General features: G+C 52.1%; 17 protein-coding genes. 12 read left to right on the top strand and 5 right to left on the bottom strand.

The features are described 5' to 3' along the window. Positions 1 to 161: 161 nt before the first annotated feature. On the top strand, positions 162 to 1,301 hold the full coding sequence (locus A1SC_RS12580) for a 3-phenylpropionate MFS transporter (protein WP_000244163.1): 1,140 nt from the start codon (positions 162 to 164) through the stop codon (positions 1,299 to 1,301). On the opposite strand, the gene csiE is transcribed toward A1SC_RS12580, so the two are convergent. The 3 genes from csiE to suhB form a co-directional block, all read right to left on the bottom strand. Next, positions 1,302 to 2,576, bottom strand: coding sequence for a stationary phase inducible protein CsiE (csiE, locus tag A1SC_RS12585; RefSeq protein WP_016249077.1), 1,275 nt, complete (start codon positions 2,574 to 2,576; stop codon positions 1,302 to 1,304). Between the two features lie 196 nt (positions 2,577 to 2,772). After that, complete coding sequence (locus A1SC_RS12590) at positions 2,773 to 3,621, bottom strand: alpha/beta hydrolase (RefSeq protein WP_001516879.1); 849 nt, start codon at positions 3,619 to 3,621, stop codon at positions 2,773 to 2,775. A 144-nt stretch (positions 3,622 to 3,765) separates the two neighbouring features. Beyond that, on the bottom strand, positions 3,766 to 4,569 hold the full coding sequence (gene suhB, locus A1SC_RS12595) for an inositol-1-monophosphatase (RefSeq protein ID WP_000553448.1): 804 nt from the start codon (positions 4,567 to 4,569) through the stop codon (positions 3,766 to 3,768). Between the two features lie 118 nt (positions 4,570 to 4,687). On the opposite strand from suhB, the gene trmJ reads away from it, so the two are divergent. The 11 genes from trmJ to sseB all read left to right on the top strand — a co-directional run bounded on the left by trmJ (position 4,688) and on the right by sseB (position 13,620). Continuing rightward, on the top strand, positions 4,688 to 5,428 hold the full coding sequence (gene trmJ / locus A1SC_RS12600; RefSeq protein WP_000940037.1) for a tRNA (cytosine(32)/uridine(32)-2'-O)-methyltransferase TrmJ: 741 nt from the start codon (positions 4,688 to 4,690) through the stop codon (positions 5,426 to 5,428). A gap of 270 nt (positions 5,429 to 5,698) precedes the next feature. After that, positions 5,699 to 6,187: a Fe-S cluster assembly transcriptional regulator IscR gene (iscR, locus tag A1SC_RS12605; protein WP_001241357.1), complete on the top strand. Its 489-nt coding sequence runs from the start codon at positions 5,699 to 5,701 to the stop codon at positions 6,185 to 6,187. A 111-nt stretch (positions 6,188 to 6,298) separates the two neighbouring features. Continuing rightward, positions 6,299 to 7,513, top strand: a complete 1,215-nt coding sequence (gene iscS, locus A1SC_RS12610) for a cysteine desulfurase (protein WP_001295373.1) — start codon at positions 6,299 to 6,301, stop codon at positions 7,511 to 7,513. A 27-nt stretch (positions 7,514 to 7,540) separates the two neighbouring features. Continuing rightward, positions 7,541 to 7,927: a Fe-S cluster assembly scaffold IscU gene (iscU, locus tag A1SC_RS12615; RefSeq protein WP_000331707.1), complete on the top strand. Its 387-nt coding sequence runs from the start codon at positions 7,541 to 7,543 to the stop codon at positions 7,925 to 7,927. A gap of 16 nt (positions 7,928 to 7,943) precedes the next feature. Then, positions 7,944 to 8,267 (top strand): iron-sulfur cluster assembly protein IscA, encoded by a 324-nt coding sequence (gene iscA / locus A1SC_RS12620; protein ID WP_000028953.1) that lies wholly within the window; start codon positions 7,944 to 7,946, stop codon positions 8,265 to 8,267. 95 nt (positions 8,268 to 8,362) lie between these two features. Next, positions 8,363 to 8,878, top strand: coding sequence for a co-chaperone HscB (hscB, locus tag A1SC_RS12625; RefSeq protein ID WP_000384411.1), 516 nt, complete (start codon positions 8,363 to 8,365; stop codon positions 8,876 to 8,878). 16 nt (positions 8,879 to 8,894) lie between these two features. After that, positions 8,895 to 10,745, top strand: coding sequence for a Fe-S protein assembly chaperone HscA (gene hscA / locus A1SC_RS12630; protein ID WP_001516878.1), 1,851 nt, complete (start codon positions 8,895 to 8,897; stop codon positions 10,743 to 10,745). 1 nt (position 10,746) lies between these two features. Beyond that, complete coding sequence (fdx, locus tag A1SC_RS12635; protein WP_001124467.1) at positions 10,747 to 11,082, top strand: ISC system 2Fe-2S type ferredoxin; 336 nt, start codon at positions 10,747 to 10,749, stop codon at positions 11,080 to 11,082. A gap of 11 nt (positions 11,083 to 11,093) precedes the next feature. Next, on the top strand, positions 11,094 to 11,294 hold the full coding sequence (iscX, locus tag A1SC_RS12640) for a Fe-S cluster assembly protein IscX (protein ID WP_000523616.1): 201 nt from the start codon (positions 11,094 to 11,096) through the stop codon (positions 11,292 to 11,294). A 58-nt stretch (positions 11,295 to 11,352) separates the two neighbouring features. Beyond that, on the top strand, positions 11,353 to 12,636 hold the full coding sequence (pepB, locus tag A1SC_RS12645) for an aminopeptidase PepB (protein WP_000133530.1): 1,284 nt from the start codon (positions 11,353 to 11,355) through the stop codon (positions 12,634 to 12,636). Positions 12,637 to 12,843: 207 nt separating this feature from the next. Beyond that, positions 12,844 to 13,620 carry an enhanced serine sensitivity protein SseB gene (gene sseB, locus A1SC_RS12650; protein ID WP_010378943.1) on the top strand — a complete coding sequence of 259 codons (777 nt, stop codon included), beginning with the start codon at positions 12,844 to 12,846 and terminating at the stop codon, positions 13,618 to 13,620. Positions 13,621 to 13,651: 31 nt separating this feature from the next. Here sseB and timP read toward each other — a convergent pair whose 3' ends face one another. Then, a complete protein-coding gene (timP, locus tag A1SC_RS25810; protein ID WP_242664687.1) occupies positions 13,652 to 13,777 on the bottom strand; it encodes a small toxic inner membrane protein TimP in 126 nt (41 codons plus the stop codon). A gap of 143 nt (positions 13,778 to 13,920) precedes the next feature. Beyond that, positions 13,921 to 14,766: a 3-mercaptopyruvate sulfurtransferase gene (sseA, locus tag A1SC_RS12655; RefSeq protein ID WP_000108593.1), complete on the bottom strand. Its 846-nt coding sequence runs from the start codon at positions 14,764 to 14,766 to the stop codon at positions 13,921 to 13,923. Between the last annotated feature and the right edge of the window lie 183 nt (positions 14,767 to 14,949).

Raw genomic sequence — 14,949 nt, 5'->3', positions numbered from 1 at the left:
GATATTCGCTAATTATCCTGGTTTGCTATAACGGCATAGCGCAGGTCGCTGACAATGTGCTTGCTGCTTCATGCCGGGAAGCTCGCTCGAATATTCTTATTTTCCAACTTGCAACAACATTCGATTAACTCCAGACTAACGCCTCCTGACGGGAGGGACTCATGGTTTTGCAATCCACGCGCTGGCTGGCGCTCGGTTATTTCACGTACTTTTTTAGCTACGGCATTTTTCTACCTTTCTGGAGCGTCTGGCTTGAGGGGATTGGCTTAACGCCAGAAACCATCGGTCTGTTGTTAGGGGCCGGTCTGGTTGCCCGTTTTCTCGGTAGTTTGATAATCGCGCCCCGCGTCAGCGATCCTTCTCGTCTGATTTCCGCGCTGCGGGTGCTGGCGTTGCTGACGCTGCTGTTTGCCGTTGCCTTCTGGGCTGGCGCGCATGTCGCGTGGCTGATGGTGGTAATGGTCGGTTTTAACCTCTTTTTCTCACCGCTGGTGCCGTTGACTGACGCGCTGGCGAATACCTGGCAAAAGCAGTTTCCGCTTGATTACGGCAAAGTGCGGCTGTGGGGCTCGGTGGCATTTGTCATTGGTTCGGCGCTGACGGGCAAACTGGTCACGGTGTTTGATTATCGGGTGATCCTCGCGATGTTGACGCTGGGCGTGGCATCCATGCTACTTGGTTTTCTCATTCGCCCGACCATTCAACCACAAGGGGTAAGCCGCCAGCAGGAGAGCACGGGATGGCCGGCCTGGCTGGCGCTGGTTCGCCAGAACTGGCGCTTTCTGGCTTGTGTTTGTCTATTGCAGGGAGCGCACGCGGCGTATTACGGTTTTAGCGCCATTTACTGGCAGGCAGCGGGTTACTCGGCTTCGGCGGTGGGCTATTTGTGGTCACTTGGGGTGGTGGCGGAAGTGATCATCTTTGCGCTGAGTAACAAACTTTTCCGTCGCTGTAGCGCTCGCGATATGTTGTTGATCTCAGCGATTTGCGGAGTGGCGCGTTGGAGCATTATGGGGGCAACCACTGAGTTACCGTGGTTGATATTGGTGCAGATCCTGCATTGCGGCACTTTTACCGTGTGCCACCTGGCCGCCATGCGCTATATCGCCGCTCGTCAGGGTAGTGAGGTGATCCGTTTGCAGGCGGTTTACTCTGCCGTCGCGATGGGCGGCAGTATCGCTATCATGACCGTCTTCGCCGGATTCTTGTATCAATATCTGGGGCACGGCGTGTTCTGGGTGATGGCATTGGTGGCGCTTCCGGCAATGTTTCTGCGCCCAAAAGTGGTTCCCTCATGCTGATTATTCCAGCATTTTACGGATCTGCTCCTGTTGGTGTGCGGTCAGGGTCTGATTCGTATGAATCAGCGGCGGCGAAAAGAGCGGTAACGGGATGGTATAAGGTGCAATAATCAGCACAGCGTTTCTCGGTGCGCCATTTCGTAAAAAGGCCTTCACCGATATATGTTTAATATTGAGCGGCAGTAGCGTAATTTCGCGCAATTGTTGCTCAATACTTGCTTCTCTTTCACTGTCATTGTCCGTCAGTAAAACAATCTGTTTTTCGTTAACTTCATTTGCTTGCATCAGCCATGCGCCGAAAATCACCGCCACCAGACCACTTTCCTCATCGGAAAAACGGACATTGTATTCACTTTCAAACCCGGCCAGCGCCGCGCGGGTTGTACGAACCAGGCGTGGGTAAAGTCGGCTGAACTCTTCTGGCAAGGTGTTATCAATACCGATGGCAAACAAACTGCGGCGTAATGCCTGAGCGAGATGAGTATAAAGCTGATCGCATAACCCCTGTTCATCATAGAAACGGACATTTCCCAGCTCACGAAAATGTTGTACCAGACGGACGATAGCCTGACGCAATTGCCGATCGCGCTGATGGGTATCCTGCAGCGGATTGGGAACCCGCAACATGGAAAAGAGCAATGCCATAAACAACGGTTCATCTGGTGGTACAGGCTGGCGCGCCCGGCGTTGCCAGTGGCGGCCAATTTCTTGTGCTATCTGAAATTCAAGGCAGGATTCAGCCCATCGACGTTGCTGTGGGTTAAATTGTGGCGTGATCCCGGCATGATGTTGTAGCAGGCAATATTGCAGATACAGGCACAGAAAATGAATATCACGAGCTTCAAAGCATTTTTGCAATCGTCGCGAACACAGATTAACTAAAGCTTGTAGGTTTGTATCGTCGTAAAAGTTGCGAGCAATCCCCCGACGCTTCAATTCTTCCTTTATGGCAGGGGCGAAACGACCGGTGATAAATGACGGGCATAAACGGAAACCGCGTCGTAGCCAGTGAAATAAACATAAACGTTGATTAAGTACTGTACCTTCAATCCGGTAGCTACCGTCATAACCAGTAGTGAGCGTGAGTTGATGATAGCGCAGGATCTCCCGTCCTGTTTCGCTGATATCAAAACTGGCAATATCATCATCCACACCATTAAGCTCGCTAAACGTTGCCGTGGTAGCGGCCAACCCCGGCTGAAATAGCGTTAACAAGATCTGGCAGCGGCGCTGGGGAGCAGAAAGGGCAGATGGTGGAGCAAGTGTAGACATCATCTGTTGATCTCCCATAAGCATAATTGATAAGGATAGCTAAAGTTTGCTTAGGGAAATGGTGAATGGAACGCTATTTATCAGAAATGCGGGCAGGCGTCACAGAATTTTTATCGATATAAACAGCAATGGCCAGTTGAATGCCATGTCTTAAGGTGATTTCATGCTGTTTTATCGGGTTTTAATCTTAAGGTTAATTCTATGGGCTCAACGTATTGAGGATAAAATCTACCGCTTGTTCGCGATAAACATCACCATGACGATCGGAAAAAGCGTCAATGTGTTCGCCATCGGGGATCAGAATCAGCCGTTTTGGCTCTTTCGCCAGAGCATATAACTTTTCACTGTGCTGCCAGGGGATAACGTGATCGGCTTTGCCGTGAATCAGTAAAAGCGGAATGGGGCTGACGCTGGCAATGTAATTTTCACCGCTGTAACTTTCATCAAGTAAGTAACCACTGCCGGGGATCATCTGGTTGGCGATGGTTGAGTAAGAGGCAAATGTGGAGTCGAGGATCACCGCGCGGATGCCCTCACGATTGCCCTGACCAATAACATCAAGAATATTCGCACCGCCAATACTCTGACCAAACAGTACCAGTCGCTGCGGGTTTACATCACTGCGATGGCGCACCACGTTGATGGCGCTCAGTGTATCGTCCAGTAATCCGGCTTGCGAAGGCGTTCCTTTAGACTTACCAAACCCACGATAATCAAACATAAACACGTTGAAATTGCGTTCGGGTAACCAACTGACCAGTGGCCAATGTGCAGACATATTTCCGGCATTGCCATGAGCATGGATCACCGTAGCGATGGCGTTTTCAGCGGGGCCAGTCGATGACGGAATAAACCAGCCTTGCAGGCGTGTGCCATCTTCAGCGGTAAACTCTACGGATTCTGCTGACCAGGGGTCAGGGCCATAAATTTTGTTATCAGGATAATAGAAAAAATTGATAGCGACGCGCGGCACTAAATAAACGCAGACGGCAACAACAAAGAGAATAAACAGAATCTTGAAAACGCGCTTGTTTACTGGCAGGACCATAACCTTTCCTTGCGACTTTTTTGTAATCCATTAATCGGGGAAAGATGGTGGGAGAGCGGTGAGGGAAAGTAAAGCGGCGAGAAAGTATTTCGGAATAGCGCCTGAAAGGCGAGGGCGGGTGAGAGAAATCACCCGCCAGAGAAATTAACGCTTCAGTGCGTCGCTTAACTCGTCACGCATGTTTGACAGCATGGCTTTTACTACGCGTGGGTTACCCGCAACGATGTTACCGGTCAGTATATAGTTATGACCACCAGTGAAGTCGCTGACGATACCACCAGCTTCACGAACCAGCAGTTCGCCTGCGGCGAAGTCCCACGGACGCAGACCGATTTCAAAGAAACCGTCAACGCGACCAGCAGCGACATAAGCCAGATCCAGTGCCGCAGAACCAGTACGACGGAAGTCAGCACATTCGTTGAACAGTTTGCCGACGATGTTAATGTAGGTGGTGGCGTACTGTTTTGCTTTGAACGGGAAGCCGGTCGCCAGAATAGTACCGTCGAGATCGCGAGCGGTGCTGCCGCGCAGACGGTAGCCGTTCAGTTGTGCGCCCTGACCGCGAGTCGCGGTGAACAGTTCGTTACGCATAGGATCGTAAACCACAGCAACTTCGGTGCGGCCTTTGATGCGAACAGCGATAGATACCGCGAAATGCGGCAGACGTTTGATAAAGTTGGTGGTGCCATCCAGTGGATCGATAACCCATTGAACATCCTGATCAGTACCTTCAAGTTCACCGCTTTCTTCGGTGATGATGGTGTGCTGCGGGTAAGATTTACGAATCGTGTCGATAATCACCGCTTCGGCAGCTTTATCTACGTTGGTCACGAAATCGTTGCTGCCTTTCTGGCTCGCTTCTACAGCGTCCGGGGTTTCATAGTTTTTGGCAATTAAATTACCCGCCTTGCGCGCTGCGCGCACGGCGATGTTCAGCATCGGATGCATCGGTCTCTCTCACTGGATGTTAAAGAACGGGAAAACGGCGCAGAGTATAGCAGCGAGATCGGCATCTGTCTTCGTTTTATGATAAGATGCGCGAATAATCTTTAGACGAAGAAAGACAATGCTGCAAAATATTCGAATTGTGCTGGTGGAGACGTCACACACCGGCAATATGGGTTCTGTTGCCCGAGCCATGAAAACAATGGGATTAACCAATCTGTGGCTGGTTAATCCTCTGGTGAAACCTGACTCCCAGGCGATCGCGTTGGCAGCGGGAGCCAGTGATGTGATTGGTAATGCGCAGATTGTCGATACACTCGACGAAGCGTTGGCTGGTTGTAGCCTGGTCGTTGGCACCAGCGCGCGTTCCCGTACGCTGCCGTGGCCGATGCTCGACCCGCGCGAATGCGGTTTGAAAAGCGTCGCTGAAGCGGCAAACACGCCGGTGGCGCTGGTCTTTGGTCGCGAGCGCGTCGGCTTGACCAATGAAGAGCTGCAGAAATGCCATTATCATGTCGCGATTGCCGCGAACCCGGAATACAGCTCGCTGAACCTGGCGATGGCAGTACAGGTTATCGCCTATGAAGTGCGTATGGCCTGGCTGGCGACCCAGGAAAACGGTGAGCAGGTTGAGCATGCAGAGACGCCGTATCCGCTGGTGGATGATCTGGAACGTTTTTACGGTCATCTGGAGCAAACGTTGCTGGCAACCGGTTTTATTCGTGAAAACCATCCGGGGCAGGTGATGAATAAATTGCGTCGTCTGTTTACGCGTGCGCGCCCGGAAAGTCAGGAGTTGAATATCCTGCGTGGGATTCTGGCTTCTATTGAGCAGCAGAATAAAGGCAATAAGGCCGAATAACAGTCATTGCCTGATGCGACGCTTAACGCGTCTTATCAGGCTTACAAGTGCGCGGAACCGTAGGTCGGATAAGGCGTTTACGCCGCATCCGACAACAGGTACAAATGCCACGATAAGAAAATGGCACTGAAGGCTAAATACCTGACTAAATCAGTCAAGTAAATAGTTGACCAATTTACTCGGGAATGTCAGACTTGACCCTGCTATGCAATACCCCCACTTTTACAATAAAAAACCCCGGGCAGGGGCGAGTTTGAGGTGAAGTAAGACATGAGACTGACATCTAAAGGGCGCTATGCCGTGACCGCAATGCTGGACGTTGCGCTCAACTCCGAAGCAGGCCCGGTTCCGTTGGCTGATATTTCTGAACGTCAGGGAATTTCCCTTTCTTATCTGGAACAACTGTTTTCCCGTCTGCGTAAAAATGGTCTGGTTTCCAGCGTACGTGGACCTGGCGGTGGTTATCTGTTGGGCAAAGATGCCAGCAGCATCGCCGTTGGTGAAGTGATTAGCGCCGTTGACGAATCTGTAGATGCCACCCGTTGTCAGGGTAAAGGCGGCTGCCAGGGCGGCGATAAATGCCTGACCCACGCGCTGTGGCGTGATTTGAGCGACCGTCTCACCGGTTTTCTCAACAACATTACTTTAGGCGAACTGGTCAATAACCAGGAAGTGCTGGATGTGTCTGGTCGTCAACATACTCACGACGCGCCACGTACCCGCACACAAGACGCGATCGACGTTAAGTTACGCGCTTAATAAAAAGAATTCAGAGTCAGGCCGGAGTGTTTATCACTTCGTAAACACGGTCGTACATCCAGCCGGTAGCCTGATTCCTTGCATTGAGTGATGTACGGAGTTTATAGAGCAATGAAATTACCGATTTATCTCGATTACTCCGCAACCACGCCGGTGGACCCGCGTGTTGCCGAGAAAATGATGCAGTTTATGACGATGGACGGAACCTTTGGTAACCCGGCCTCCCGTTCTCACCGTTTCGGCTGGCAGGCTGAAGAAGCAGTAGATATCGCCCGTAATCAGATTGCCGATCTGGTCGGTGCTGACCCGCGTGAAATCGTCTTTACCTCTGGCGCAACCGAATCTGACAACCTGGCAATTAAAGGTGCAGCCAACTTTTATCAGAAAAAAGGCAAGCACATCATCACCAGCAAAACCGAACACAAAGCGGTACTGGACACCTGCCGTCAGCTTGAGCGTGAAGGTTTTGAAGTCACCTACCTGGCGCCGCAGCGTAACGGAATTATCGATCTGAAAGAACTCGAAGCGGCGATGCGTGATGACACCATCCTCGTTTCTATCATGCACGTGAATAACGAAATCGGCGTGGTACAGGATATTGCGGCTATCGGTGAAATGTGCCGTGCCCGTGGCATTATCTATCACGTTGATGCAACCCAGAGCGTGGGTAAACTGCCTATCGACCTGAGCCAGTTGAAAGTTGACCTGATGTCTTTCTCCGGTCACAAAATCTACGGTCCGAAAGGTATTGGCGCGCTGTATGTGCGTCGTAAACCACGCGTGCGCATTGAAGCGCAAATGCACGGCGGCGGTCACGAGCGTGGTATGCGTTCCGGTACACTGCCGGTTCACCAGATCGTGGGTATGGGCGAAGCCTATCGCATCGCAAAAGAAGAGATGGCGACCGAGATGGAACGTCTGCGCGGCCTGCGTAACCGTCTGTGGAACGGCATCAAAGATATCGAAGAAGTTTACCTGAACGGTGACCTGGAACACGGTGCGCCGAACATTCTCAACGTCAGCTTTAACTACGTTGAAGGTGAGTCGCTGATTATGGCGCTGAAAGACCTCGCGGTTTCTTCAGGTTCCGCCTGTACGTCGGCAAGTCTCGAACCGTCCTACGTGCTGCGCGCGCTGGGGCTGAACGACGAGCTGGCACATAGCTCTATCCGTTTCTCTTTAGGTCGTTTTACTACTGAAGAAGAGATCGACTACACCATCGAGTTAGTTCGTAAATCCATCGGTCGTCTGCGTGACCTTTCTCCGCTGTGGGAAATGTACAAGCAGGGCGTGGATCTGAACAGCATCGAATGGGCTCATCATTAATCGGTATCGGAATCAGGAGAATTTATAATGGCTTACAGCGAAAAAGTTATCGACCATTACGAGAATCCGCGTAACGTGGGTTCCTTCGACAACAACGACGAAAACGTGGGCAGCGGCATGGTGGGTGCACCAGCCTGTGGCGACGTGATGAAGTTGCAGATTAAAGTCAACGATGAAGGTATCATTGAAGACGCGCGTTTTAAAACTTACGGCTGCGGTTCCGCTATCGCTTCCAGTTCTCTGGTGACCGAATGGGTGAAAGGGAAATCTCTCGACGAAGCACAGGCGATCAAAAACACCGATATTGCTGAAGAACTTGAACTGCCACCGGTGAAAATTCACTGTTCTATTCTGGCAGAAGACGCGATCAAAGCCGCCATTGCGGACTATAAAAGCAAACGTGAAGCAAAATAAGAGTTGAGGTTTGGTTATGTCGATTACACTGAGCGACAGTGCAGCAGCGCGAGTAAATACCTTTCTGGCTAACCGCGGTAAAGGGTTTGGCCTGCGTCTGGGTGTGAGAACCTCTGGGTGTTCAGGTATGGCGTATGTACTGGAATTTGTTGACGAACCGACGCCGGAAGACATCGTGTTTGAAGACAAAGGCGTGAAAGTCGTGGTCGATGGCAAAAGCCTGCAATTTCTGGACGGTACGCAACTGGACTTCGTAAAAGAAGGCCTGAACGAAGGGTTTAAATTCACCAACCCGAACGTAAAAGATGAATGTGGTTGCGGCGAAAGCTTCCACGTCTGATGCGCATACCGATAACCCCACCGTGGTCGCCTGCGCGTGGGGTTTGTTTTACCTGATTCGCCGTCATTGCGGCGGATCGCAGCCCTGAGAATGTTATGGATTACTTCACCCTCTTTGGCTTGCCTGCCCGTTATCAACTCGATACCCAGGCATTGAGCCTGCGTTTTCAGGATCTACAACGTCAGTATCATCCTGATAAATTCGCCAGCGGAAGCCAGGCGGAACAACTCGCCGCCGTCCAGCAATCCGCAACCATTAACCAGGCATGGCAAACGCTGCGTCATCCATTGATGCGGGCAGAATACCTGCTTTCGCTGCACGGTTTTGATCTTGCCAGCGAGCAGCATACAGTGCGCGACACCGCGTTCCTGATGGAACAACTGGAGCTGCGCGAGGAGCTGGACGAGATCGAACAGGCGAAAGACGAAGCGCGGCTGGAAAGCTTTATCAAACGCGTCAAAAAGATGTTTGATACCCGCCATCAGTTGATGGTTGAACAGTTAGACAACGAGGCGTGGGACGCGGCGGCGGATACCGTGCGTAAGCTGCGTTTTCTCGATAAACTGCGAAGCAGTGCCGAACAACTCGAAGAAAAACTGCTCGATTTTTAATTTCTGGAAGCTAAACATGGCCTTATTACAAATTAGTGAACCTGGTTTGAGTGCTGCGCCGCATCAGCGTCGTCTGGCGGCCGGTATTGACCTGGGCACAACCAACTCGCTGGTGGCGACAGTACGCAGCGGTCAGGCCGAAACGTTAGCCGACCATGAAGGCCGTCACCTGCTGCCGTCTGTTGTTCACTATCAACAGCAAGGGCATTCGGTGGGGTATGACGCGCGTACTAATGCAGCGCTTGACACCGCCAACACCATTAGTTCTGTTAAACGCCTGATGGGGCGCTCGCTGGCTGATATCCAGCAACGCTATCCGCATTTGCCTTATCAATTCCAGGCCAGCGAGAATGGTCTGCCGATGATTGAAACGGCGGCGGGACTGCTGAACCCGGTGCGCGTTTCTGCGGACATCCTCAAAGCACTGGCAGCACGGGCAACTGAAGCCCTGGCAGGCGAGCTGGATGGTGTGGTTATCACCGTTCCGGCGTACTTTGACGATGCCCAGCGTCAGGGCACCAAAGACGCAGCGCGTCTGGCTGGCCTGCATGTCCTGCGCTTGCTCAACGAACCGACCGCTGCGGCTATCGCCTACGGGCTGGATTCCGGTCAGGAAGGTGTGATTGCCGTTTATGACCTCGGCGGCGGGACTTTTGATATTTCCATTCTACGTTTAAGTCGCGGCGTGTTTGAAGTGCTGGCGACCGGCGGTGATTCTGCGCTCGGTGGTGATGACTTCGACCATCTGCTGGCGGATTACATTCGCGAGCAGGCGGGCATTCCTGACCGTAGCGATAACCGCGTTCAGCGTGAACTGCTGGATGCCGCCATTGCGGCCAAAATCGCTCTGAGCGATGCCGATTCCGTGACTGTTAATGTTGCGGGCTGGCAGGGCGAAATCAGCCGTCAACAATTCAACGAACTGATCGCACCACTGGTTAAACGAACCTTACTGGCCTGTCGTCGCGCGCTGAAAGACGCGGGCGTTGAGGCTGATGAAGTTCTGGAAGTGGTGATGGTTGGCGGTTCTACCCGTGTGCCGTTGGTGCGTGAACGGGTGGGCGAATTTTTCGGTCGTCCGCCACTGACCTCCATCGACCCGGATAAAGTTGTCGCCATTGGCGCGGCGATTCAGGCTGATATTCTGGTGGGTAACAAGCCGGACAGTGAAATGCTGCTGCTCGACGTGATCCCCCTGTCGCTGGGCCTTGAGACTATGGGCGGCCTGGTGGAGAAAGTGATCCCACGTAATACCACCATTCCGGTGGCCCGCGCCCAGGATTTCACCACCTTTAAAGATGGTCAGACGGCAATGTCTATCCATGTTATGCAGGGTGAGCGTGAACTGGTGCAGGATTGCCGCTCGTTGGCACGTTTTGCGCTGCGTGGGATCCCGGCGTTACCGGCTGGCGGTGCGCATATTCGCGTAACGTTCCAGGTCGATGCCGACGGTCTTTTAAGTGTGACGGCGATGGAGAAATCCACCGGCGTTGAGGCGTCTATTCAGGTCAAACCTTCTTATGGTCTGACCGACAGCGAAATCGCCTCAATGATTAAAGACTCAATGAGCTATGCCGAGCAGGACGTAAAAGCCCGTATGCTGGCTGAACAAAAAGTCGAAGCGGCGCGCGTACTGGAAAGTCTGAACGGCGCGCTGGCTGCGGATGCCGCGCTGTTAAGCACCGCAGAACGTCAGGTCATCGACGATGCCGCTGCTCACCTGAGTGAAGTAGCGCAGGGCGATGATGTTGACGCCATCGAACAAGCGATTAAAAACGTAGACAAACAAACCCAGGATTTCGCCGCTCGCCGCATGGACCAGTCGGTTCGTCGTGCGCTGAAAGGCCATTCCGTGGACGAGGTTTAATATGCCAAAGATTGTTATTTTGCCTCATCAGGATCTCTGCCCTGATGGTGCTGTTCTGGAAGCTAAGAGCGGTGAAACCATTCTCGACGCTGCGCTGCGTAACGGCATCGAGATTGAACACGCCTGTGAAAAATCCTGCGCTTGCACCACCTGCCACTGTATCGTTCGTGAAGGTTTTGACTCGTTGCCGGAAAGCTCTGAGCAGGAAGACGACATGCTGGACAAAGCCTGGGGGCTGGAGCCGGAAAGCCGTTTAAGCTGCCAGGCGCGCGTCACCGATGAAGATTTAGTGGTCGAAATTCCGCGTTACACTATCAACCATGCGCGTGAGCATTAACAGAGGTTAGTATGGGACTTAAGTGGACCGATAGCCGCGAAATTGGCGAAGCACTGTACGATGCGTATCCCGATCTCGACCCGAAAACGGTTCGATTCACCGATATGCATCAGTGGATTTGCGATCTGGAAGATTTCGACGACGACCCGCAGGCATCTAACGAGAAAATCCTCGAAGCGATTTTGTTAGTCTGGCTGGACGAAGCTGAGTGAATAAACGGGCTGCCTGGGGGTAGCCCGTTTTGCTGTTAAACAAATAAGGATAACTAAAATGACAGAAGCGATGAAAATTACCCTTTCTTCCCAACCTGCTGATGCGCGTTGGGGAGAAAAAGCGACTTACAGCATTAATAATGATGGCATTACCCTGCACCTGACCGGGGCTGACGATTTGGGGCTGATCCAGCGTGCGGCGCGCAAGATTGACGGTCTGGGCATTAAGCATGTTCAGTTAAGCGGTGAAGGCTGGGATGTGGATCGTTGCTGGGCGTTCTGGCAGGGTTACAAAGCGCCTAAAGGTACGCGTAAAGTCGAGTGGCCGGAGTTGGACGATGCACAACGCCAGGAACTGGATAACCGCCTGATGATCATCGACTGGGTGCGTGACACCATCAACGCACCGGCTGAAGAACTGGGGCCATCACAACTGGCGCAGCGTGCTGTTGATCTGATCAGCAACGTTGCGGGCGATCGTGTGACTTACCGGATCACTAAAGGCGAAGATCTGCGCGAGCAGGGTTATATGGGGCTGCACACCGTTGGACGCGGATCAGAACGTTCCCCGGTATTGCTGGCGCTGGACTATAACCCAACGGGCGATAAAGAAGCGCCGGTATACGCTTGCCTGGTAGGCAAAGGCATCACCTTTGATTCCGGCGGTTACAGTATCAAACAGACCGCGTTTATGGACTCGATGAAGTCCGATATGGGCGGTGCTGCAACGGTTACCGGAGCGCTGGCATTTGCTATTACGCGCGGTCTGAATAAACGCGTGAAACTGTTCCTCTGCTGTGCGGATAACCTGATCAGCGGCAACGCGTTCAAACTGGGCGATATCATCACCTATCGCAACGGTAAAAAAGTCGAAGTGATGAACACCGATGCGGAAGGGCGACTGGTGCTGGCAGATGGCCTGATTGATGCCAGCGCGCAGAAACCGGAACTGATTATTGATGCTGCGACCCTGACCGGAGCGGCGAAAACCGCGCTGGGTAATGATTATCACGCACTGTTCAGTTTTGACGATGCGCTGGCAGGGCGTTTGCTGACGAGTGCCGCGCAGGAGAATGAACCATTCTGGCGTCTGCCACTGGCGGAGTTCCATCGTAACCAGTTACCGTCAAACTTTGCCGAACTTAACAATACCGGAAGCGCGGCTTATCCGGCAGGGGCGAGTACGGCGGCGGGCTTCCTGTCGCACTTTGTTGAGAACTATCAGCAAGGTTGGCTGCACATTGACTGCTCAGCGACTTACCGTAAAGCGCCGGTTGAGCAGTGGTCTGCGGGCGCGACCGGGCTGGGTGTGCGCACGATTGCCAATCTGTTAACTGCGTAATCTTTTATGCCGGATGCGGTTCAAGCCACATCCGGTTTTTTTATCAGACCGTTGGCAAAGTGCATTTGTTCATGCTGGATGCGGCGTAAACGCCTTGTCCAGCCTACAAAGTATTGCAAATTCAACAAATTGCGATTCACTTGTAGGCCTGATAAGCGTAGCGCATCAGGCACTTGCGCCCAGAACGTTGAATGATTTGTGGTTCTTATGTCCGAAACAAAAAATGAACTTGAAGACCTGCTGGAAAAAGCAGCAACCGAACCGGCACACCGTCCGGCCTTTTTCCGTACTCTACTGGAATCCACTGTCTGGGTGCCGGGTACAGCGGCGCAGGGCGAGGCAGTAGCTGAAGATAGTGCACTTGATTTACAGCACTGGGAAAAAGAAGATGGCACCAGCGTCATTCCTTTTTTCACCTCGTTAGAAGCACTTCAACAGGCGGTTGAAGACGAACAGGCATTTGTCGTGATGCCCGTTCGCACGCTGTTTGAGATGACCCTTGGTGAAACGCTCTTCCTTAATGCAAAACTGCCCACCGGCAAAGAGTTTATGCCGCGTGAAATCAGTTTGCTGATCGGTGAAGAGGGAAACCCACTGAGCAGTCAGGAAGTGCTGGAAGGTGGCGAGTCGCTGATATTATCGGAAGTCGCAGAGCCGCCAGCACAAATGATTGATTCGCTCACCACCTTATTTAAAACCATTAAGCCGGTGAAGCGCGCTTTTATTTGTTCAATTAAAGAAAGCGAAGAGGCACAACCTAATTTGCTTATTGGTATTGAAGCAGATGGCGATATCGAAGAAATTATTCAGGCGGCGGGAAGCGTGGCGACCGATACGTTACCGGGCGATGAACCTATCGATATTTGTCAGGTGAAAAAAGGGGAAAAAGGAATTAGCCACTTTATTACCGAACATATTGCGCCATTCTATGAACGTCGCTGGGGTGGATTCCTGCGTGATTTTAAACAGAATCGGATAATATAAAATATGCCGCCCCAAAGGGCGGCATTCGGGCTTACTTGCTGCACTGAAGGTTGTTAGCCACCAGTAAATTATTACCAGAGAAACTCCGGTTATTATTTACCTGGGAAAACAGCGCACCAGAAACAATAAGTACGATACAAAAGCACCGTATCTTCATTGTGCGATCCATGCGAAGACCGCATCACGACAGCACCACTGGCGATATTGCCGCGATAGCAAGCGCTGTGAAGCACCTGCGTTGCTTATGCAACACAAGTCAATCTGCTGGAAAGGCCGCGAACCAGACCAGCAATAAAAAGCTTATATCACTGGCTCAACCGGCAAATCTGCCCGTGCCCCCCATTCACTCCATGCACCGTCGTACAGTTTTATGTTTGGTACATCCAGCGTAGCGAGTGCCAGCAACACGACGGCTGCCGTTACGCCAGAACCGCAACTGACAATAATCGGTTTGTCATAGCTGACGCCGCGTCCAAAAAATATTGTATCCAGTTCATCGGTCGTCTTCAGTTCGCCTTCGCGCACCAACTCCGTCCACGGAACATTCAGCGCGCCGGGAATATGCCCACGACGTAAACCTGGGCGAGGTTCATCAACTTCAGCATTAAAACGCGCTGCCGGTCGGGCATCAATAATTTGCGCCGTTTTTTCATGGCTTGCCAATAACACATCGGTCACTTTCACCACGGCTTCCAGGTTAAACGCGGTGTTAAACTCCCCTTCCGGCAATACCACCGCGCCCTCTTCTAACAGAAGACCATCGCGCTGCCAGCCCGCCAGTCCACCGCCCAGAATCGACACTTTCTCCACGCCAAAAGTGCGCAGCATCCACCATGCGCGCGGTGCAGAGAAAAGGTTACCTTCATCATAGACAATCAGATGTTTGTCCTGATTAACGCCCAGTTCACGCATTGCCACTGCGAATGTTTCCGGGCGTGGCAGCATGTGCGGAAGCGGGGAAGTGTGATCGGAAAGTGCTTCGATATCGAAAAATACTGCGCCGGGGATATGTCCATTGAGATATTCCTGGGCAATGTCACGATCTTCCTGTCCGGGCGGTGCCATACGGGCATCAATAATCTGAATTTCCGGATCATCTATATGTTCAGCGAGCCAGTCGGCTCCTACAAACCATGTCGTGGACATAGGCATCTCCATTTTTGCCGGGGTTAAGCTAAATTGTCGGATGTTTGCCGAAAAGCGACAAGCAAAAGAGACTGATTTGGCTGTCTGAGCCACATTTCTCACTAAAATTCGGATTCTGTAGGCGTGATAGTGAATTACATAACGTCATTTCTCACGCATAATAATTATTCGATGTTGCTAACG

Origin of the sequence: Escherichia sp. KTE52, assembly GCF_000408325.1 — a bacterium.
Classification (GTDB): Bacteria; Pseudomonadota; Gammaproteobacteria; order Enterobacterales; family Enterobacteriaceae; genus Escherichia; species Escherichia marmotae.
This window is presented reverse-complemented; position numbering and strand designations above follow the sequence as displayed.